The sequence below is a fragment of the Bacteroidales bacterium genome, assembly GCA_035647615.1.
GTDB lineage: Bacteria > Bacteroidota > Bacteroidia > Bacteroidales > 4484-276 > SABY01.
Map to the genome: position 1 here is coordinate 100,444 of DASRND010000025.1, position 21,393 is coordinate 121,836.

The window sequence follows — 21,393 nt, forward strand, 5'->3', positions numbered from 1 at the left end:
CGAAGAATTTTTCAACTAAATGCTTTTCTGTGTTCTTCCAGCGCAAACATCTCATCGCGTATTTTTGCTGCGGCAATGAAGTCGAGCTCTTTCACGGCTTCTTCCATTTTTTTGCGGGTGCGGGTGATGGTTTTTTCCAGCTCGTCGCGCCCCATGTATTGCACCACCGGGTCAGCAGCGATGTCGGCTTCTGATTTTCCGATGTAGGCTTTTGTCTTGCCGGATTTGCCTGCCACAGAGGTTTGCAACAAGATCGAGTCGATGGATTTTATCAATGGGGTGGGAGTGATGTCATGATCGATGTTGTACTTCATTTGTTTTACACGGCGACGATCGGTTTCGTCGATGGTGCGTTGCATCGAATCGGTGATGGTGTCGGCGTACATGATTACCTTAGAATTGATGTTTCGTGCCGCTCTTCCTGCCGTTTGCGTCAGCGAACGTTCCGACCGCAGAAATCCTTCCTTGTCGGCGTCGAGGATAGCTACCAGCGAAACTTCGGGCAGGTCGAGGCCTTCGCGCAAAAGGTTTACGCCCACCAGCACATCGAAATCGCCCAGCCGCAAGTCGCGCAATATCTCCACCCGTTCCAGCGTGTCCACGTCGGAGTGGATGTAGCGGCTCTTGATGTCGAGCTTGGTGAGATATTTATGCAGCTCTTCTGCCATGCGTTTGGTGAGGGTCGTCACCAGTATGCGCTCGTTGTTTTTCACCACGCGGTCTATTTCATCCAGCAGGTCATCAATCTGATCCTGGTTGGGACGCACTTCGATGATGGGATCGAGCAGGCCGGTGGGGCGGATGAGTTGTTCGACAATCACACCCTGGCTTTTTTTGAGTTCATATTCGGCGGGTGTGGCGCTCACGTAAAGTGTTTGTCCGGTGACGGCTTCAAATTCGTCAAACTTCAGCGGGCGGTTGTCCATGGCCGAGGGTAGCCGGAAACCATATTCCACAAGCGTTTGCTTGCGCGACCGGTCGCCGCCGTACATCGCCTTTATTTGCGAAAGCGTGACATGGCTTTCATCAACAATTGTAATAAAATCTTCGGGAAAATAGTCGAGCAGACAAAACGGGCGTGTGCCGGGGCGGCGGCCATCGAAATAGCGCGAGTAGTTTTCGATGCCGGAGCAGTAGCCCAGCTCACGCATCATCTCGATGTCGTAATTTACACGGTCTTCCAGGCGCTTAGCCTCCAGCCCTTTTCCTATCTCTCTGAAATATTCGGCTTGCTTAAACATGTCCTGCTGTATCTCGCCTAGCGCCGATTTCATCTTTTCTTTGCTCGTTACAAAGATGTTGGCCGGATAGATAATGATCTCATCCCGACTCTCTTTTTCACGGCCGCTCACCGGATCAAAAATAAGAAGCTCTTCAATCTCGTCGCCCCACATCACGATGCGATAGGCAAAATCAGCGTAAGCTGGAAAAAGATCGATGTGATCGCCTTTTACCCGAAATGTGCCGTGCTTAAATTCCATCTCGTTGCGGGAGTAGAGGCTGCCCACCAGATCGAGGAGCAGTTGGTTGCGCTGTATTGTGGTGCCGGTGCTAAGATGAAGAATGTTGCTACTGAAATCGTCGGGATTGCCGATGCCGTAAATGCACGAAACCGACGAAACCACGATCACGTCGCGCCGCCCCGAAAGCAGCGAGGAAGTAGTGCTTAGACGCAGCTTTTCTATCTCTTCATTTATCGAAAGGTCTTTTTCGATGTAGGTATTCGTTACCGGAATAAAGGCTTCAGGCTGGTAATAATCATAATAAGAAACGAAATACTCCACGGCATTATCAGGGAAAAATTGTTTGAATTCGCCATAGAGCTGCGCCGCAAGTGTCTTGTTGTGGCTCAGCACGAGGGCAGGACGGTTGAGCTGATTCAGCACGTTGGCTACTGTAAAAGTTTTTCCGGATCCGGTAACGCCCAAAAGCACCTGCGCTTCGTCGCCGCGCTGCAACCCCTCCACCAGTTGACGGATGGCTTCGGGCTGATCGCCGGTAGGAGAATATTCCGAGGTAAGTCTAAAATCCATTGCATTTTTTTCTACCCGTTATCAACGGTATTAGCCGGCAAAAGTTGTGAGCATGGCGCGTGGCGCAAAGAGCATGGCGCATGGCGCAAAGAGCAAAGAGCAGGGAACAACACCTGCCCTGAGCGTCGGTTGGTGAGCGAAGTCGAACCAAGCCGAAGGGAACAACGAACAATTAATTGTTTTTGGGAAAGTCTATCTCCTTCGCGGGATGGTAGGAACCCACTGGTAAGCGCCCATGTCGGGGCTTTCGATGCGCGACACGCCATTGATGTCGAAAGGCACGGTAGCCGCTACCCCGGTGCTGCCAGCTCCGATGGTGGGTGAGAGGCTGTCGGGGCGGAAGTCGTTTTCGCGGTAATCCACAAAGAGCGGGTCTTTGTTTTTTAAACAATTAATAAAATTGGAATCCTGTGCAATATTCATCTCCGTTTTGATCAGGCAATGGTCGAATGTATATTTGAATTCGGCCAAAGTGTCGTCGATCACCAGCTCGTTGCGTTGGCTTCCGTAGAGGATGTTGTTGCCAAAATAGGCTTCGAACGGATAGGTCACCGGACGGTTGTTTTCGTCGAGGAAATAGTTGTTGAGATAAATCGAGGCCGTGTTGCGCACGCCGTAACCCCAGTAGTTGGCCACCGTGGTTTGCCGGAAGTCGTAAGCGCCGCCAAGTGTAAGTGCCAGCGCGTATTGCCCGCAGTTGGCGATTACGCAGTTTTGCGCGGCAATCACATAATAGCGCGTGAGGATGCCTGCGCCCGACATATTTTCGATGATGGTATTATTTAGTGTAAGCTGATTGCCCATGTATTGTTGAAGCGTTTCGGTCTGCAAGCCGATAAACCCATTGCGAATCACGGCATAGTTGATCTGATTATCCACAGCGCCTTCGTTTATCCAGATGCGATCCCATTGTCCGGGCAAATCATTATAAAACGCCTCCAGCCTGTCGCCTTGAAAATAAACGGGGTCTTCCTGTGTGCCCATCACTTTTAGCGAGCCTCCTTTGTAAATCCACAATCCGGAGCCGTTGTGAAAATGCACTTTTGTGCCGGCATTGATGGTAAGGCTGCCGGTGGAATCGACCACGGCATATCCGTAAATGACGATGGGCAGCTCGTTGGTCCAGGTGGTGTCGATGCCTTCGCCGGCCACAATTTTATAACGCGGCAAGCCGGGGCGATCCGTATCCCAGAGGATGTAGCGCGCATTTTGCCCCCAGGCCACCAGATCGACATCCTGTTGGTTGCCATTGATATCAAAAACGATCGAATCGGTGATGACGAAAGGAGCGGTGGCGTCGTTGGGATTGATGGTGACTTTGGCAAAGATGTAGATGCTGTCGTTGCCACGGATTTCAATATTCTGAAAGTCGGAACCCGCCATACCGTTCACGTTGATGCTGAAGCGCGATTCTATACCGCCGGCCAGTTTTATGCGCGAAATGTTAATTTTTTCATTGCTCGTATTGCGCACACGAATTTGTTCGGTGATGGAACCTATGGAGGTAAAAACAGTATCGAAGATCAAAGTGTCGGACGAAAACTCAAGCCTTACCGACGGGCTTTTGTTGATGGTGTCGTCTTTGCGACAAGCTGAAAGCACGAGCAGCAGCGCCAGCGAAAGGGATATCAGAATAGGGATAATGCGTCGGATCATTTAATTTTTCTTAGCGGCACAGGCCTGTTTTTTCTTTGCAGATTACGCATTTTTTAAAGCTTTATTGTTGATAGTGCGGCCTTTCTTATCGTCAGCAGGTAGGTTTTGTTGACGCATATTTGTTTTTTAGAGATCATTTCTGGTAATAAATAGCTTTATCATCAATCTGCGGGTTGCTGTCCAAATAACTATGTGCAGAAAATCAATTGGTTTTTTTGGAACAAAAGATTTAAATTCATTGTTCATTTGCCTTTCAATCCCCAACAAAACGCCACTTTTGCGTTTTAAGATTGTTACGAACTTTTATCCCTTAAGTGAATGTGAATCAACCATCCAAACCTGACAGCTTTATTTATGAAAATCAATATCAAAATAATAATCTTCTCTCTGTTCATGCTTCTGCAAACTCTTATGGCTGTGGCGTCGAGGAATGAAGGAGAGGTGAAAAAGTTGACGGTGAGCGGTCACATCCTGGATGCAAAAACCGGCGAGATGCTTATCGGAGCAACGGTTTTTATCACCGAAAACCAATGCGGTACCAGCAGCAACGTGTATGGATTTTACGCTTTGAGTCTGCCGGCAGGGCAATACACGCTTACCTATTCCTACATTGGCTATCAGACGCAACAGCGCGAGGTGCTACTCGACAACGATCGCACGCTGGATGTGCGGCTTGTGCCTTCCGATCAGCAGCTCGACGAAGTAGTGATCAGTGGCGAGCGCATCGATCGCAATGTGCGTGCTGCCGAGATGAGTGTGGTGCGCATGGAGACCAAAACCATCAGTCAGATTCCGGCGTTGTTTGGCGAAACCGACGTTATCCGCGCCTTGCAGTTGCTGCCCGGCGTAAAAACTGTGTCGGAAGGAAGCACCGGTTTTAGCGTGCGCGGCGGCAGTACCGACCAGAACCTGGTGCTGCTCGACGAAGCCACCGTTTACAACTCCGGCCATCTGCTGGGATTTTTCTCGGTTTTTAATAATGATGCTGTCAAAGATGTGAAACTCTACAAAGGCGACATTCCGCCGGCTTATGGCGGCCGCCTGTCGTCGCTGCTTGATGTGCGCATGAAAGATGGAAATAACCAAAAGTTTGCAGCCACCGGAGGCATCGGGATTATCTCGAGCCGCCTCACGCTGGAAGGTCCGATCGTAAATGAGAATACATCTTTTATTGTTTCCGGACGCCGTACCTACGCTGATTTGTTTATTCCGCTTCTTGGCAAGGATAACCTGAGGGGAAGCAAGCTCTTCTTTTGGGATCTGAACGCTAAGATTAGTCATACCTTCAACGAAAACAACCGCGTGTTTGCTTCTGCCTATCTGGGACGCGATGTTTTTAAAAATGAATTTGCAGGCATGAATATGGGCAATGGCACCTTTACCGTGCGCTGGAATCATCTTTTTAGTAAAAAACTCTTTTCCAATTTTACGTTGCTGCGTTCGCGCTACGACTACAGCCTGGGAACCGCCGAAGGCGAGGTCACCTCGTTTGAGTGGAAATCGGAGCTGGTCGACTACAGAGGAAAAGCCGATTTTACCTGGTTTCTCAACACCGACAATACCATCCGTTTTGGCGCAAGCCTCATTCACCATACCTTTAGCCCTGGTGAAGCGCGTGGCATTGGCGACGAAACTTTCCTGACCAGTTACGACATCCCATCCAAATTTGCTTACGAATCGGGAATTTATGTCAGCAACGAACAAAAGATCGGAGCTTTGCTTACGCTAAAATATGGACTGCGGTTTTCGATGTTTCAAAATGTGGGCGCTGACACACTTTATCATTTCGACGAAGATTACAACATCATCGAAAGAGAGCCGATTGCCGCCGGCAAAGTTTATAATACCTTCACGCATTTGGAGCCGCGCGTGGGGTTTGTTTATTTGCTTAGCGAGCGGGCATCGGTAAAAGGAAGCTATTCGCGAACGATACAATATTTGCAGCTTGGGCAAAACTCTACCGCCGGCACACCGCTCGACATCTGGTTTCCGGCCAGCCCCAATGTGAAGCCGCAGATTAGCGATCAGGGAGCGCTAGGCTACTTCCGCAATTTCGACAACAATATGTTTGAAGCTTCCGCTGAAGTTTATTATAAAAATATGCAAAACACCATCGACTTCAAAGACCACGCACAGTTGCTGCTCAACCGCGAACTTGAAGCAGAACTCCGTTTTGGCCGTTCGTGGGCGTATGGTCTGGAGCTGATGGTGCGGAAACAGCATGGAAAACTCACCGGATGGGTTAGCTACACATTGTCAAAAACCGAGCGTAAAATTGAAGAGATCAACAACGGGAAAAAATATGTGGCTCCTTACGATAAGCCCAACGACATTTCTATAGTAATAAATTACGACATCAGCCAACGTTGGACTGCGGGACTTAACTGGGTTTATTCTACCGGTTTGCCCGTCACTTTTCCCACAGGCCGCGCCGTGTGGGGCGGGGTGGTGGTGCCCATTTATTCCGACCGCAACGACTACCGCATGCCCGACTACCATCGGCTCGACCTTTCGGTGACCTTGCGCCCGCGCAAAAACCCCGACCGCAAATGGTACGGCGAGTGGAACTTCTCGGTGTATAATGCCTACGGGCGTAAGAATCCCTGGTCTATTAATTTTGTGCAGGAAACTGCTGGCGGCGACTACCAAACCTACGCCGAGATGACCTACCTCTTCTCGGTGATACCAAGCATTTCGTATAATTTTAAGTTTTAAGGTCGAACAGGTTAAGGTCGAAATATCAAAAAGCCACGAACAACAAACAAGGTCCAAATGACAAATAAATCTCAAATCTCAAATATTCAATTGGAAAAAGGTGATAGGATATTTTGTGATTGTCAAAATATAAACTTGCTGAAGCGCAGCTTTTATTTTGCATTCGCAATAATCATCGCAGCTTTTGCTGGATGCACCGAAAAGATAGATGTTAATCTGGATCAGCAGCAATATGCGCGACTGGTGGTGGACGCCCGTTTTTCGACGGATACTGCGGCACATCTTGTAAAGCTGAGCACTACTGCCGACTATTTTGATAACCAGCCTCCGCAAAATGTATCGGGTGCTGAGGTAACGATTAGCAACGCCGAAGAAAAATATTTTCTCACTGAAACGCCTACCGGCTCCGGCAATTATTACACCGATCCGCAGGTGGCCGGGCGCATTGGCAGCGATTACCAGCTCGACATACTTTTGCCCGAAGCCATTGGCGGCACGGACACCTATTCCGCTACCTCATATATTTATCCCATCAGCCAAATGGACAGCATTGCACTTGAGTTTCACGACGATTGGGGGGCCGACGGAATCTGGGAGGTGAAATGCTACGTGTGGGATCCGCCCACCGAGGATTATTACATGTTTAATCTTTACCGCAACGGTCTGCTGGTTACGGATACCATCACCAAAGTATTTGTGGTTGACGACCTGTTGTACAACGGAAACTATACCAATGGCATCGGCGTCGGCTATCTCAATCAGTCGGATGTAAATCAACAGCTTTTTCCGGGCGATGAGGTAACGCTTAGCGTTTCGCGCATCACACGGGACTATGCAGAGTTTCTTTCGCAGTTGCAGGAGGAGGTTCGCTATCAATCGCCACTATTTGGCGGTGCGCCGGCCAACGTGAATGGAAACATTAGCAACGGAGCCTTTGGTGCTTTCGGCGCCTGGAGCAGCAGCAGCGCCAGCCGAGTTGTTTCTCAGTCCGAATAATAGTGCTGAATATCGAACCGAATAATGATGAAATTCTACCAGGGTTGCCATCCCCAGTAGGGTTGGCATCCCATGCCTGGGTTCGCAGCCCCGAAGGGGATGCAACCCTTAAGATTACCAATTTTTGAATATTGAATCACTTCGGAATTTAAAACTCCTCTTCATTCTTCTCAATCTTTTTAACAATTCCCTCCTTCCTCCTTCAAAACCACTAATTTTGGAGCCTAAAAAATATTTAATGTGAAAAACCTGCTTGACGACCTCAACGAAGTACAAAAAGAAACTGTTATTAACTATACTGGCCCGGCGATGGTGATTGCCGGCGCAGGCTCCGGTAAAACGCGCGTGCTAACTTATCGTGTGGCCTACATGCTGCAGAAAGGCATCGACCCGTTCAACATACTGGCGCTTACCTTTACCAATAAAGCAGCACGCGAGATGAAGGAACGTATCTATAATCTGGTTGGCTCTACCGAGGCCAAAAGCGTGTGGATGGGAACGTTTCATGCTATCTTCGCCCGTGTACTTCGCGTGGATGGCCACCATCTGGGCTACCCTTCCAACTTCACCATTTACGACACCGACGACTCCAAAAGCCTTGTTCGCTCCATACTGAAAGACCTCAGTCTCGATCCCAAGGTTTATCCGACTGGCTATGTTCTGGGGCGCATTTCGTCGGCAAAATCAAACCTGATCTCTGCCGAAGATTACAACGCCAACCATGAGCTGATGAGTCAGGATAAAATGTCGGCCAAGCCTTTTATCGGTAACATCTATTCGATGTATACTGCCCGTTGTCGTCGTGCCCTGGCCATGGACTTCGACGATCTGCTCTTTAATATGAACGTGCTGTTGCGCGACTTCCCCGATGTGCTGCTGAAATACCAGAAGAAGTTCCAGTACATCCTTGTGGATGAATATCAGGATACCAACTACGCCCAGTATCTGATTGTGAAAAAACTGGCTGCGCGCCACGAAAACATCTGTGTGGTAGGCGACGACGCCCAAAGTATTTATGCTTTCCGGGGCGCCAACATCCAGAATATCCTCAATTTTGAAAAGGATTACCCCGACCTTAAAACTTACAAGCTCGAACAGAATTATCGCTCTACGCAACACATCGTAAATGCTGCCAACAGTGTGATAGCTCATAACAAGGAGCAGATTTTTAAAAAAATATGGACGCAAAACGAAGAAGGCGTCAAGCTTAAACTGCACCGCACTTCCTCCGATACTGAGGAGGGGCAGTTGGTGGCGCAAAATGTATTTGAGATAAAGATGAACAACCAGTTGCCCAACAGCGAGTTTGCCGTTCTTTATCGCACCAATGCGCAGAGCCGCTCTATTGAGGAGGCATTGCGCAAGCTTAATATTCCGTATCGCATTTATGGCGGCCTTTCTTTTTACAAACGCAAAGAGATCAAAGACCTAATCGCCTATTTTCGGGTGGTGGTGAACGCTGCCGACGATGAGGCCATCAAACGCGTCATCAATTATCCGGCACGGGGCATCGGCGCTACCACGCTCGACCGCCTTACGGTGACAGCCGACAAAATGGGCAAAACGCTTTGGGAGGTACTTGCTAATGCAAGCGATTATGATCTGAAAATAAATCAGGGCATCCTCACGCGCATTGGGAATTTTACCACCATGATCGAACGTTTCCGCGTGGAGCAAAAGGTGCGCAATGCTTACGAATTGGCGCGCGATATTGCCCAGTCATCGGGCATTATGACCAACCTCAACGAAGACAAAACCCCCGAAGGTATCAGCCGCATCGAAAACATCGAAGAGTTGCTCAACGGCATCAGGGATTTTTCGGAAAGTGGCGAGCAGTTGGAGATAGGAGGGGAGGGGACCATCCGCTCGCTCGACAAATACCTGCAGGACATTTCCCTGCTCACCGATGCCGACCAGGACGACAACGATCCCGACAAGGTTGCGTTGATGACCATCCATAGTGCCAAAGGGCTGGAGTTTCCGTACGTATTTTTGGTGGGAATGGAGGAAAATCTTTTTCCTTCCATACAATCCATCACTTCGCGTGCTGACCTGGAGGAAGAGCGCCGTCTGTTTTATGTGGCCATCACCCGCGCCCGCAAGCAAGCCATTCTCTCTTATGCAGAAAATCGGTACCGTTGGGGCAACCTCACCAGTTGCGAACCCAGTCGTTTCCTGGAAGAGATCGACGAGAGCTGCATCGACCTGCTCCGAAAGCCGGCGCATCGCAGCAGCTCCTTTGGCACCGGTTTCCCTAAACAGTCAACTTTTGCTAGCAGCCGTCTGCAAACCAATACCACCAAAAAGACTGATGCCCAGACGCGCATGGAACCTTTCGATAGCTCACCGGTTGAAGATATTCAGGCAGGCATGCAGGTGATGCATGCTCAGTTTGGCCAGGGGAAAGTACTCAGCGTCGAAGGGACAGGCGGCAACCAAAAAGCTGTGGTGTTTTTCGCCGCTATTGGCCAAAAGAATTTACTACTAAAATTCGCCAGGTTGAAGATTGTGGAGTAGAGCTTCGGATATTTATGACGTTTCGAGGTCCTTCGGACGCTCGAAGGTCGGAGCCGGCGGTATTAGCTGGTTGCAATAGAGATTAAGTGCAACACGGTATTTTGGTAAAAAATAAAAAACCTTATTCCTTACTTTTCAAACTTTAGTAAGAAAGCAACCCATCTGAAATCCAACCTTATTACCTTATTAATTTTTAAATCGCCAATACTCCATCGCCTGACATTGTAATGCTTGTTTTACATAAACTTAACATGCAGGTAGTTTCGACTGGTTACATTAGTGTACTTTTGCAAACTATTTTTTTTAAAAGTTTAGATTACTAATCATCAGCGGATCAATTGTTTCCAACCGCATTTCCGTCAAAACGATATTATATGTACGACATTCGAAATATTGCCATCATCGCCCACGTCGATCATGGCAAAACTACTCTCGTGGATCGCATTCTACACCAGGCAAACCTCTTTCGTGAAAACCAGGAGATGGGAGAGCTCATCCTCGACTCTAACGATCTGGAGCGCGAGCGCGGCATTACTATCCTATCTAAGAATGTATCGGTACGTTACAAGGATGTTAAGATCAACATCATCGACACGCCCGGCCACGCCGACTTTGGTGGCGAGGTGGAGCGTGTGCTCAACATGGCCGACGGGGTGTTGCTGGTGGTGGATGCTTTTGAAGGACCAATGCCACAAACGCGTTTTGTGTTGGAGAAGGCGATCAAGCTGGGACTGAAACCCATCGTAGTGATTAATAAAGTAGATAAACCCAATTGCAATCCGGAGGAGGTGCACGAAGCTGTCTTTGATCTGATGTTTAGCCTTGATGCTACTGAAGATCAGTTGAACTTTCCGGAGGTTTATGGTTCGTCAAAACAAGGCTGGATGAGCCAGGATTATAATAAGCCCACCACCGATATCAGCTACCTGCTCGATATGATCCTGGAGCACATTCCGGCATCGGAAGTGCATAAGGGAACACTGCAGATGCAGATCAGTTCGCTGGATTATTCGTCATATCTGGGACGTATCGCTGTGGGGCGCATCACCCGTGGAGCAATTAAAATGGGGCAGCAGGTATCGGTTGTGAAACGCGATGGTACGGTCGGCAAATCGGTGATAAAAGAGCTGTATCGCTTCGAAGGATTGGGTAAGGAAAAGGTGAAGACAGCGCTGGAGGCCGGTGAGATTTGTGCCGTGCTGGGCATCGAGAATTTCGACATCGGCGACACCATTGCCGACTTTGAAGTTCCCGAAGCGCTTACTCCTATCTCTGTGGACGAGCCTACCATGAGTATGTTGTTTACCATCAACAACTCGCCCTTTTTTGGCCGCGAAGGAATCTATGTCACCTCGCGTCATCTGCGTGAAAGGCTTTACAAAGAAGTTGAAAAAAACCTGGCCATGCGCATTGCAGAAACCAATTCGCCGGAGAAACTTCTGGTGTATGGCCGTGGCATCCTGCATCTTTCCATCCTGGTCGAAACCATGCGACGCGAAGGCTATGAGTTTCAACTTGGCCAGCCGCAGGTACTTATCAAAGAAATTGATGGTGTTAAACATGAACCTGTCGAATCGCTGACGGTACATGTGCTGGAGGCTTTTGCTGGAAAGGTGATCGAGATTGTTACGCACCGCAAAGGAGAGATCAACAACATCGAGAATCGTTACGACCGCACAGCTCTGGAGTTCACCATCCCGTCTCGCGGACTCATTGGCTTGACCAACAATGTGCTCACAGCCACAGAAGGCGAAGCGGTAATCGCGCATCGTTTTAAGGCTTACGAACCCTGGAAAGGGGAAATCGTCAACCGCCGCAACGGGTCGCTTATCGCAATGGAAACGGGTATGGCCATCGCATACTCAATAGACAAGTTGCAGGATCGGGGGAGATTTTTTGTAGAGCCTAACCAGGAAATTTATGTCGGGCAGGTGATTGGCGAAAATACCCGCCAGGACGACATTGTCGTAAACGTTACGCGCACCAAGAAGATGTCTAACATGCGTGCTTCGGGTTCCGACGACAAATCCGTAATCATCCCGGCCATCAGACACTCGCTCGAAGAAGCCATGGAATATATCAAAGAAGACGAATATGTGGAGGTAACGCCCAAGTCGATACGCATCCGAAAGATCATTCTCGACGAAATTGAGCGTAAGCGCAAGAAGCGTTCGGATGACTCGCTGAATCAATAAAGAAATTGGATAGACGAATTGCGCCTGCCTTGAGCCTTTAGAAGGGATTTCTGAATTAAGATTGACGAATCAGAAATGAATTTCAGATCTTAAACCTTGAATTTTGATTGATATAAAATTATAAAAGAAGAGGCGCATATTGATGCGCCTCTTCTTTTATTCTATTGTTTTGGTTTTGTTGGGATGTTGCTCTTGTATTTCAGCATCACTGCTTCAACGTTTTTCACTTCGTTGTCGGAGGTGCGGCTCGCGCCACCTCCCACGCGTACCTTGCGACCGCTTGCAGCGCCACCCGAGCTGCGGGTGGTTCCGGTAGAGCGGATGTTGACATCCGAAAACAATACTGCATCGGCACCATTTTCGCGTGCCACCGTCATCACTTTGTTTTGAATGTATTTCAGCTTTTTGCTGTAAGGCACTTCTGCCGTTACTTTGCCCATCACTTCATAATCCTGAGGCACGTCCTGGTCTCTGAAGAAAATTTCAGGATTGGTTGTTTGCGGATATGATTTCCCAAGATAGTCGAAAGATGACTTGCTACACGACGCCATTGCGATAAGCAAAAGGGCGGGTATTAAAAATGAAAAGATTTGTTTTTTCATAGAACATTGATGAATTGATTATTGAATAAGAAATTTGGTGTTGTATTGTTGATTGCTGATGGTAACATTAGCAAAATAAATCCCTGGCTTTAGCCGGCGATGCTCGTTAACTGCTACTTCGCATCGCCCTTGTGGCGCGCTGAGCGTTTCTTCGGAAACCATTTGTCCGGTTTGGTTGTAAACGGAAATATGTATTGAGGCGCGTTCTGCCAATTCCATCGTCAGGCTAACGATGCCATTGGATGGGTTGGGATAGGCGTTCAAAAAGCTTTCGGTTGTAAAGCCAGTGGGTTCTTCCACCGCTGTATTCAGCCATTGGGGTTTATCTATTTTCCTGGTGGAATAGAGCTGGTATTCGCCATGTTGCAATTCTAAAGATTGGCTTGCATCGTTCACTTGCAGCGTCTCCTGCGTAAAAAATTCATACCAGGTGCCGGTTTGCGGCCACGCCGGCGTGTTGTTTTCCGAAGTCATCCCAAAGTTTCCCACCACCACAACATCCATAGTATCGCCACGCAGCACAATCGATTTCTGTGCGTTGTGTACATCGAGGGTATAATCCGTTGTGGCAAACACGGGCAACTCTTTTTTGAGCTGTGCCAGGGCGGCATGCACCTGATAGAGATACATGCGGCGCCAGTCGTTGGCATAATCCCAGCGGATGGGTTTCGGGCCGACCCGGCCATTGAAATCGATGGAGAAGTCGTAGCCCAGTTCTCCAAATTGCCAAATCATTTTGGGGCCGGGAATGGTATAAAAGAAAGCTGCAGCCAGCTCCAGACGTTTCAATCCGGTAGCGCTGTCCTGAATGTCATAGCCGTTCACTCTGTTGCCGAAGCTAATGTTGCGAAACTGCAGCCGCTCCTCGTCGTGGCTCTCCATGTAACCAACCACATGCGGCGCCTGGAAGCCACGCTTTTGATAGGAAATCCAGCTAAAGTCAGATTTGTCTTCCTGGGTATAACCCATAGTGGCCTCGTTGTAATTGTAGTTGGAATTGCCCCACACCATCATGTCGTTGGCCGAAAGTACTTTCTCTTCGGAGTTGTCGGCAAAGTGTTCTAAAATTACATACGCATCAGGTTTGGTTTCGAAGATAGCATCGGAGTAATCTTTCCAGATATCAATGCGCGACTGGTCGTATTTTCCCCATTCGTTGGTGTTGCCCAAAGTATTTTTTTGTGTAAATCCTTTGGAAAGATCAAACCGGAAGCCATCAACTTTGTACTCTGTAAGCCAGAAGTTGTTGACGCGCTTCACAAATTGGCGCGTCTGCTGGCTTTCGTGATTAAAATCAAAACCTACATTAAAATCGTGCTTAGGCTCCTGATTGAACCAGGGATTGTCGGCGGCGGGGCGGTTGTTTAGTTCGTCCCAATAAAGCAATACCATAGGCGAGGTGCCAAAAGAATGGTTGAGCACCATGTCGATCACCACTGCAATGCCGCGCGCATGACAGGTATCGATGAGCGCTTTGAGCGTATTTTTATGGCCGTAGTATTTATCCACAGCAAAATAATAATTGGGATTGTAGCCCCACGAGTTGTTTCCTTCAAATTCATTTACCGGCATCAGTTCAATCACATTTACACCCAATCTTTGCAGGTAACCCAACGTATCGATAACGCTTTGAAAGGTGTGTTGCACGGTAAAATCGCGCACCAGCAGCTCATAAACTATCATATCGGTAACGGCAGGAGGTTCAAAGTTTTCGGTTTGCCATTCATACGGTTCCTGTTCGGTTTGCAGCACAGTGGCTATGCCTTCGGTTAGGCCGGAAGGATAATCAATCAGGCCGGGATAGGTGCTTTCGCTGATATAAGAATCATTCCACGGATCGCTCACCTGTTCGGCGTAAGGATCGCCAATGCGGATGTTTCCATCTACCAGATACTGAAAAACATATTGCTGTCCGGAAGTGAGCCCGTCTATTTGTAACCAGAAATGATTGCCGTCGGGTGTCATTTTCATGTATCCATCCTGGCCAAACTGCCAGTTGTTGAAGTCGCCGATGGTAAACACGTACTCTTTTCCCGGAGCATTCAACGAGAGGATTACCGAGCTGCTGCCGATGTAGTTGATGCCATCAATCACCTCAGCCGGACGATTTTCAACAGCCGGGTCGGGCAAAATAAAATAGGTAAAGCTTTCGCTAATGGAGTTTATCTGATTTTTGGCTATTACGGTTACAACCACATCCTGCCAAAACCCTGACAGATTTTCGGCGATGAGTGGGTAATTGATTTCTGTAGCAGCAACCGCCACAATCGGGGTATCATTTACCATCAAAAACATCGAGTCGGCTTGCGGGCTTATGGCATCAATGGGAATCACGTCTCCCTCAGCAGCAAAAATCTTTGCCTGCGCAGGTTCTAAGATAATGAGCTGTAGGTCGTCGCCGAAAATATTGACAAATAAGTCGGAACTCTGAGAACTTCCGTCGGCGCTCCTGAATACGAATGCCAGTTGTGCAACTACTTTGCCGGCTTCGACACCGTAAAATTGTCGAAGGTTGGGCGTGATGACCAGTTGGTACTTGTGGTTGCCCAGCTTGGTAAGCTTGGGCTGGTTAGTATTGTTCCCCCAGTCACCTATAACATGGCTCCACGAACTTGCGCCTTCCAGGATAACGCCGGTGTGGGTGTAAACGTCGCCATTGTAATTTTCCAAAGCGGTACCGGTAGCATCAAAGGTTAAAGTGATTTCGACAATATCGGTAGGATATTCAGGTGTGGTGGTGATTTGCGCTGCTGTCGAAAAAGCAGCTATCATCACCGAAAGGAGAACTGTAAGTTTTTTCATCGTGGAAACCTTTTATGGTCAAATTGAATTTTTACAAAAATAGTAAAACATAACGCTTGGGCTACGATTTGGTTTTGGATTACAAAAGATGGTTTGATCAGAAATTTTGAATCAAAAGGATAACAATTCAAAGTCAACAAATGCGACCCTATTCGCCACGCGATTTCAGGCTGGCGACGGAAAGCAAAATGCCGAGTACCACGCCAAGCACCGCCGCAAAAAGGATGCGATACTCCGCCGGCAGCAGAAAAGTGATGGTATGTGCCGGGTACCAAAAAAATGGAATCGTTTTGCGGAAAACAAAATTCCACTGCACGCTCCAGTTCATATTTTGCATGATGGTGGCCATCGGGATAGGAGTGAAGAACCCCCGAAGTGTGCCGCCGGTAGCCAGGATGTGTGTGTCGGTGATTTTATGAAACGACATAAAGATTGGCGCAAAGAAGGTGTTCATGGTTATGCTCACCGTAAAAGCAGTGAGCAATTGTAGCCACGAGAAAGTTGCAAAGAAATTCTGGTTGAGGATGTCAGCCGGATTATCTGTCGGAAATTGGAAGCCCAGCGTGGTGAGAATATGGGGCGCTCCGGTGCCGAAGATGATAAAAGACATTTTGATGCCTATGCCCAAAAAGCCCCACACCAACGCGCGTGGCAGCAGCCCGAAGCCCCGTTGGTGATATTGCCCCGTACGAATGCGCAATCCGATGACTTCGCCCAAAGTAGATAAGATTGCAAACTTGATGAAACTGATGATGAAAGGGTGTTCGGCATTAAAAACCTTGTAAAAATCGTACAGCGGTTGGAAAATAAAAAATGGGAGGAAAAATAAAATGATCGCGCCGGCAAAATAGAAATCCTGTTTTTTCATCTGAGCTTTTGTTTTGTGTGTGCAAACATATTTTTATTTCTGATAACCGGACTAAAATTTGGGTCGTCCCAAAATCATTTTGCGCAAAGCGCGTTAGCATGAACAAATAGCTTGTTTAAAAAAATGAAATCTTCCATTTACCACCACTCCTTCCTGAAAAATTGCCTGTTGACGTTGCTTGTCGCAATATTTATTTTTTCCGTTTCGTCATGCGAGAAGGACGACACCTCCGAGTTTGTTGATATCGCCAAAGTCACATCGCTTTACGCACGCTCCGACATCAACATCACCTATAATTTTTCCGTTTTGCATCGCGTGATGAACGATACCGCGCTGTTGCGCAAAGGTACGGCCATCATCGACAGTGCGCTGGTGACGCGCTTTGCCGATTCTCCCGGAAAGATTCGTTATGAAATCGATTACGGAGAGCAAACGCTTGCTCGCGACGAGAGGGTAAAAAGCGGTAAAATCCGGGTGTTTTCCTTTTCTGATTCGATACCGGACGGGGACTGGGCGTATGCAACTTTGGACAATTACTTCATCGACGGTGTGCACTATGACGGAAATATGCAATACATTCGCACCGGTGAGGTGATCGGCGGACAGCCTGAGTTCACCTTTGAAGTTTCCGTCGGATGTGAATATGCTGAAGGGAGAGTGGTAGTGGTGTCCACAAAAGAGATACTTCAGACTGCCGGCGCAGCTGAGCCGCTAAAGTTCGATCTGCTTCGCTTTGATGTGATGTTTACAGCCAGGGGAATGTTTTCGGGTAATGCTGAAAGCGGCAATACTGCTGCGAACTTTGTGACGGAAACACAAAATCCCTGGCCAATCGATTTTGGATGTGCTAAGATTTTCCGCCCCGCCGAAGCAACCATCGAGGTAACCTCTGATGGGCAAACACAAACACTCATCGAAAGTCTTATCGACACCGACTTGGATGGCTGTATTGATAAGGTGATGCTCATAAACGACAAGAATTTCGGCTTTCCTTTTTACATCTGATTCCTCCGGAAATCCTGGATTGAAGCCCTTTCATCATTTGTTTGGCCGTGGTTTTCAACTTTATTTATTCTGTTGCGAATAGTTTAAATACTCATTTTTTTTGCAACTCTTTTTATGGATACAGAAATAATTGTATCTTCGGGTTCAAGTTTTTAATCATCAAAAAAAGGAGGATATCATGCAAACCTACATTCTGTTCACAAAACTATCAACTGATCTTTCGTATGAGATGAGAAACCGCGAACGCCAGGGACGGAGCTGGCTTGATCATGTCAAGACCAAATGTCCTGAAGTGAAATTCCTTTCGCACTACGCCATTATGGGCGAATACGATTTTATCGATATCTACGAAGCGCCCGATCCTGAAATCGCTGCCAAGGTATCGCTGATCAGCCAGGCCAACGGAGCCGTTCAAGCCAGGAGTATGCTGGCCATTCCCTACAAGCGGTTCCTGGAGCTCACCGAGGAAATTTAATTAAAAAACTTATTTCACCGCAAAAGCGCTAAGGCGCAGAGATTTTTAGAAAGAATTAATCTTTTTCTTCTCTGCGTCTCTGCGCCTCTCCGGTAGTTTATTTTGCATCAACGCAGATATTTTATAGCCTCTCCCCCCTGATTCATCAGCAAATCCAGAATACTTAATCCGCTGATAAAACCGTGCTTCTCAGCAAAAACCTGATGATATATTTTAAAGCTATCATCTGATGTCGGTCGCTTTGGCGAAAAAGCTGTGCGTAAATCTTCCATGCCGACTAGCTGTTTTTCAAAATGATCAGTGTAACTTATGCGGATTTCGATGCCGATAAGCGCCAGCACGGCGGTGAGTATGTGGTGGTTGAAATCGATCAGATGGGTGGCATTACTTTCGTAAATTTTCAGCAGCTCGTCCTGGTAATAGAGAAAATAAGGAGAGTTGGCATACGCGGTGCGGATGGCGCGCCAATGCAGAACTTTCCAGTTGGTTTGGGTGTCGGTTAATATTTCGTGCGTTTTGGTTCGGTTGCCGTGGGGTTTGTGCACAGGAATGGTGAGTGGCAGCCTTCCGTTGGCAGTTGCTATCTCGCAGCGGTTGCGGTAGGTTTGCCGGGGATACGTTTCATGCCTTTCTATAATTACCTCGCCAGTCGCCAGCATGGCAGCCACATAATGCACCGGTGGCAGATAGGCTGTGGAAAGTAAGACGGGTTTTGTAAATTCCATGAAAATAGGTTAGCTGGTTAAAACGCTGCGAAAGTAGCAAGTTTGCAACAAAAAAAAGTGCGGCATCATTTGCCGCACTCTTCATTACCGTTTCAAATAAAATAAGGAGGATTACTTTTTCTCTACGGTAGCTTCTTGTTTATTTTTAAGCAGTACTTCTTCAATCACCTGCTTCATGGTTTCTTTGGGTAAGGCGCCCTGTGCCATCTGCGGCTGCTCATCCTTGGGGCAAAACAGTAGCGATGGAATGCTGCGAATACCGAAAGCTGCAGAAAGTTCCTGCTGATCTTCCGTATCAACTTTATAAATGTGAACCTTACCAGCATACTCTTTGGAAAGTTCTTCAAGTATGGGCGCTACCATTTTGCAAGGCTGGCACCAGTCGGCGTAGAAGTCGATCAGGCAAGGCAGGTCGCCTTCGTATTTCCACTCTTTGTTTTTTTCAAAATCGAATACTTTTTTCAGAAATGTTTCTTTGGTCAAATGTTCCATTGTTATAGGTTTTTTATGATTATTAAAAATTAAATTTCCCAGGGGTTAGTCCTTCAGCAGCTCTTGCTGAATAATGCGTTCGAATGCTGCTTTATCTTTGTAACCGCGATCCATGCGTGGCTGGCCCTGGGCTGGAATGTAAAGAAATGCCGGGATGCTGCTGACTTGAAAAACGGCTGCCAGCTCTTTTTCTACCATGGTGTCTATTTTATAAACTTTTACCTTTCCTTCGTAGTCCTGCGCTATCTCTTCGAGCACGGGGGCTACCATTTTGCAGGGCTTGCACCAGTCGGCGTAAAAATCGATGATGGCCGGCTCGCTACCTTCGTAAATCCACTCCTGTGGATTCTTTTCGTAATTCCATATTTTTGATTTAAAAGTCGCAGCGGTAAGAAATTCAGGCGAAATAGATGATTTCTCGTCGCTACTCATTGTGGTGGCGGCTTCAGCCTTGACGGTTTGTTTTTCGTCGCCGGTAGTATTGTTGCAAGCTGTGCTGCTAAAGGCTATCAGCAGGCTAATGATGGTTATCATTGTTGTTTTTCTCATTATGTTATCGATGTTTTGATGATGGTTACAATTTTATAAGTTGGCTGCAAAACTATAATTATTTCATTTAGTAAATCGTTTCAGTATCACTTTTTATGTATTTTTGCAAAAACCCTGCTAAACCCAATTCATCTGTTATGATAGGTCAGATTGACAGCAAACTTTTATAAATGATTTTTTAAAAATGAAACACTTGATAGACCAACTCAAGCCTGTAGAGTTTGAAGCGGCCTTTGCCAGCAACGAACAATGTCAGGAATTTTTGGCAGCTGAGAAGTGGAAAGATGGTTTTGTGTGTCGCAAATGTGGCAACACGAATTATTGTAAAGGCAAAACACCCTTCTCGCGACGATGCACGCGCTGCAAGCACGACGAGTCGGCAACGGCACACACCATTTTTCATCGTTGCAAAATAGAACTCACCGAAGCTTTTGCTATAGCCTACAGCGTTTGCAGCGACCCCGACATCTCGTCGTATGAGCTGTCACGCCGTCTGGAAAAGCGTCAGATGACCTGCTGGAAATTCAAAAAACTAATCACCGATTGTATTAGTCGCAATGGCAGTCTGCAATTTGTTCAGCCGGTTGCTGATGAGAAGGAACCTCTTTCGTAATAAACCGCAGTCCACCAACAACGAACAACGAACAACAAACAACGAACAACAAACAACGAACAATAAACAACGAACAACTATCTAATCCCATTTAAAAAAACTTAATTCGACAGCCTTAGGATGAAAAAATTTACTTTTGTCCAAACTTTAAAAATTAAAAATATAATTCGTCATGAGTGTTTTGGTTGATAAAAATTCGAGGGTAATCGTGCAGGGATTTACCGGCAGCGAAGGAACTTTTCACGCACAGCAAATGATTGAGTATGGTACGCAGGTAGTCGGAGGCGTTACGCCTGGCAAAGGTGGCCAGACGCACCTCGATCGCCCGGTTTTTAATACGGTTCGCGAGGCTGTGGAGCAGCAAGGTGCCAATGTTTCGTTGATTTTTGTGCCGCCGGCTTTTGCTGCCGATGCCATTATGGAAGCTGCTGATGCAGGCATTGGCGTAGTTATTTGTATAACCGAAGGCATCCCCACCAAAGACATGATAATGGTGATGGAGTTTTTGAAAGATAAAAAAACCCGTTTGGTTGGTCCCAATTGTCCGGGCGTAATCACACCGGGCGAAGCCAAAGTAGGCATTATGCCTGGCTTTATTCATACTCCCGGTCGTGTGGGTGTTGTCTCACGTTCGGGAACGCTAACCTACGAAGCCGTCGATCAGCTCACCAAAGCCGGCCTGGGACAAACTACTGCCATAGGCATTGGCGGCGACCCAATTATTGGCACCACCACGCGTGACGCTATCGAACTTTTTATGCACGATCCCAAAACCGAAGGCATTGTGATGATTGGTGAAATTGGCGGAACCATGGAGGCCGAAGCGGCTGAATACGTAAAAGCGAACAGCCATAAACCTGTGGTCGGATTTATTGCCGGTGCCACCGCTCCCAAAGGCCGAACCATGGGTCATGCCGGTGCCATTATCGGCGGAAAAGATGATACCGCCGAAGCCAAGAAAAAAATCATGCGTGAGTGTGGCATCCACGTGGTGGACTCGCCCGCTGACATCGGCAAGAAAATGGCCGAGCTGCTCAAGGCATAATCCAACTTTACGCGTGAATCCATAAAATATTACGGAAGCTAGGCACAAAGAATTTTTAAATATTTAGTTATCAGGCCTTCGATAGCTTGTTGTGATTCACAATAA

At 47.5% G+C, this 21,393-nt stretch carries 15 protein-coding genes and 1 pseudogene; 8 read left to right on the plus strand and 8 right to left on the minus strand.

What is annotated here, in order from left to right:
• Positions 1-11: 11 nt before the first annotated feature.
• Together uvrB and VFC92_08245 are read right to left on the minus strand one after the other, a co-directional pair.
• Positions 12-2,033: an excinuclease ABC subunit UvrB gene (uvrB, locus tag VFC92_08240; protein ID HZK08176.1), complete on the minus strand. Its 2,022-nt coding sequence runs from the start codon at positions 2,031-2,033 to the stop codon at positions 12-14.
• Between the two features lie 192 nt (positions 2,034-2,225).
• Positions 2,226-3,689 (minus strand): hypothetical protein, encoded by a 1,464-nt coding sequence (locus tag VFC92_08245; GenBank protein ID HZK08177.1) that lies wholly within the window; start codon positions 3,687-3,689, stop codon positions 2,226-2,228.
• A gap of 354 nt (positions 3,690-4,043) precedes the next feature.
• Here VFC92_08245 and VFC92_08250 point away from each other — a divergent pair, with 354 nt between their 5' ends.
• From VFC92_08250 to typA, 4 genes are all read left to right on the plus strand, one after another.
• Positions 4,044-6,404, plus strand: a complete 2,361-nt coding sequence (locus VFC92_08250; protein ID HZK08178.1) for a TonB-dependent receptor — start codon at positions 4,044-4,046, stop codon at positions 6,402-6,404.
• A 135-nt stretch (positions 6,405-6,539) separates the two neighbouring features.
• Positions 6,540-7,400 (plus strand): DUF4249 family protein, encoded by an 861-nt coding sequence (locus tag VFC92_08255; GenBank protein HZK08179.1) that lies wholly within the window; start codon positions 6,540-6,542, stop codon positions 7,398-7,400.
• A 240-nt stretch (positions 7,401-7,640) separates the two neighbouring features.
• Positions 7,641-9,917 (plus strand): UvrD-helicase domain-containing protein, encoded by a 2,277-nt coding sequence (locus VFC92_08260; protein ID HZK08180.1) that lies wholly within the window; start codon positions 7,641-7,643, stop codon positions 9,915-9,917.
• Positions 9,918-10,291: 374 nt separating this feature from the next.
• Entirely contained in the window at positions 10,292-12,112 is a 1,821-nt protein-coding gene (typA, locus tag VFC92_08265) for a translational GTPase TypA (GenBank protein HZK08181.1), read from the plus strand.
• Between the two features lie 161 nt (positions 12,113-12,273).
• On the opposite strand, the gene VFC92_08270 is transcribed toward typA, so the two are convergent.
• The 3 genes from VFC92_08270 to VFC92_08280 form a co-directional block, all read right to left on the minus strand.
• Positions 12,274-12,714 carry a hypothetical protein gene (locus VFC92_08270; GenBank protein HZK08182.1) on the minus strand — a complete coding sequence of 147 codons (441 nt, stop codon included), beginning with the start codon at positions 12,712-12,714 and terminating at the stop codon, positions 12,274-12,276.
• An 18-nt stretch (positions 12,715-12,732) separates the two neighbouring features.
• Complete coding sequence (locus VFC92_08275; GenBank protein HZK08183.1) at positions 12,733-15,516, minus strand: alpha-amylase family glycosyl hydrolase; 2,784 nt, start codon at positions 15,514-15,516, stop codon at positions 12,733-12,735.
• A gap of 148 nt (positions 15,517-15,664) precedes the next feature.
• Positions 15,665-16,384, minus strand: a complete 720-nt coding sequence (locus VFC92_08280) for a hypothetical protein (GenBank protein HZK08184.1) — start codon at positions 16,382-16,384, stop codon at positions 15,665-15,667.
• Positions 16,385-16,507: 123 nt separating this feature from the next.
• Here VFC92_08280 and VFC92_08285 point away from each other — a divergent pair, with 123 nt between their 5' ends.
• Both VFC92_08285 and VFC92_08290 read left to right on the plus strand, forming a co-directional pair.
• Positions 16,508-17,389 (plus strand): hypothetical protein, encoded by an 882-nt coding sequence (locus tag VFC92_08285; protein ID HZK08185.1) that lies wholly within the window; start codon positions 16,508-16,510, stop codon positions 17,387-17,389.
• A gap of 178 nt (positions 17,390-17,567) precedes the next feature.
• Complete coding sequence (locus VFC92_08290) at positions 17,568-17,864, plus strand: GYD domain-containing protein (GenBank protein ID HZK08186.1); 297 nt, start codon at positions 17,568-17,570, stop codon at positions 17,862-17,864.
• A 107-nt stretch (positions 17,865-17,971) separates the two neighbouring features.
• Here the strand turns inward: VFC92_08290 and VFC92_08295 are convergent, their stop codons facing one another.
• The 3 genes and pseudogenes from VFC92_08295 to VFC92_08305 all read right to left on the minus strand — a co-directional run bounded on the left by VFC92_08295 (position 17,972) and on the right by VFC92_08305 (position 19,630).
• The gene (locus VFC92_08295; protein ID HZK08187.1) at positions 17,972-18,589 is read right to left on the minus strand and encodes a WbqC family protein; all 618 of its coding nucleotides are present in this window, start codon (positions 18,587-18,589) and stop codon (positions 17,972-17,974) included.
• 111 nt (positions 18,590-18,700) lie between these two features.
• Positions 18,701-19,075: pseudogene (gene trxA / locus VFC92_08300) on the minus strand (thioredoxin).
• 51 nt (positions 19,076-19,126) lie between these two features.
• On the minus strand, positions 19,127-19,630 hold the full coding sequence (locus VFC92_08305; protein HZK08188.1) for a thioredoxin domain-containing protein: 504 nt from the start codon (positions 19,628-19,630) through the stop codon (positions 19,127-19,129).
• A 184-nt stretch (positions 19,631-19,814) separates the two neighbouring features.
• Here VFC92_08305 and VFC92_08310 point away from each other — a divergent pair, with 184 nt between their 5' ends.
• On the plus strand, positions 19,815-20,243 hold the full coding sequence (locus VFC92_08310) for a transposase (protein ID HZK08189.1): 429 nt from the start codon (positions 19,815-19,817) through the stop codon (positions 20,241-20,243).
• Positions 20,244-20,415: 172 nt separating this feature from the next.
• Positions 20,416-21,288: a succinate--CoA ligase subunit alpha gene (gene sucD / locus VFC92_08315; protein ID HZK08190.1), complete on the plus strand. Its 873-nt coding sequence runs from the start codon at positions 20,416-20,418 to the stop codon at positions 21,286-21,288.
• The last annotated feature ends 105 nt before the right edge of the window (positions 21,289-21,393 follow it).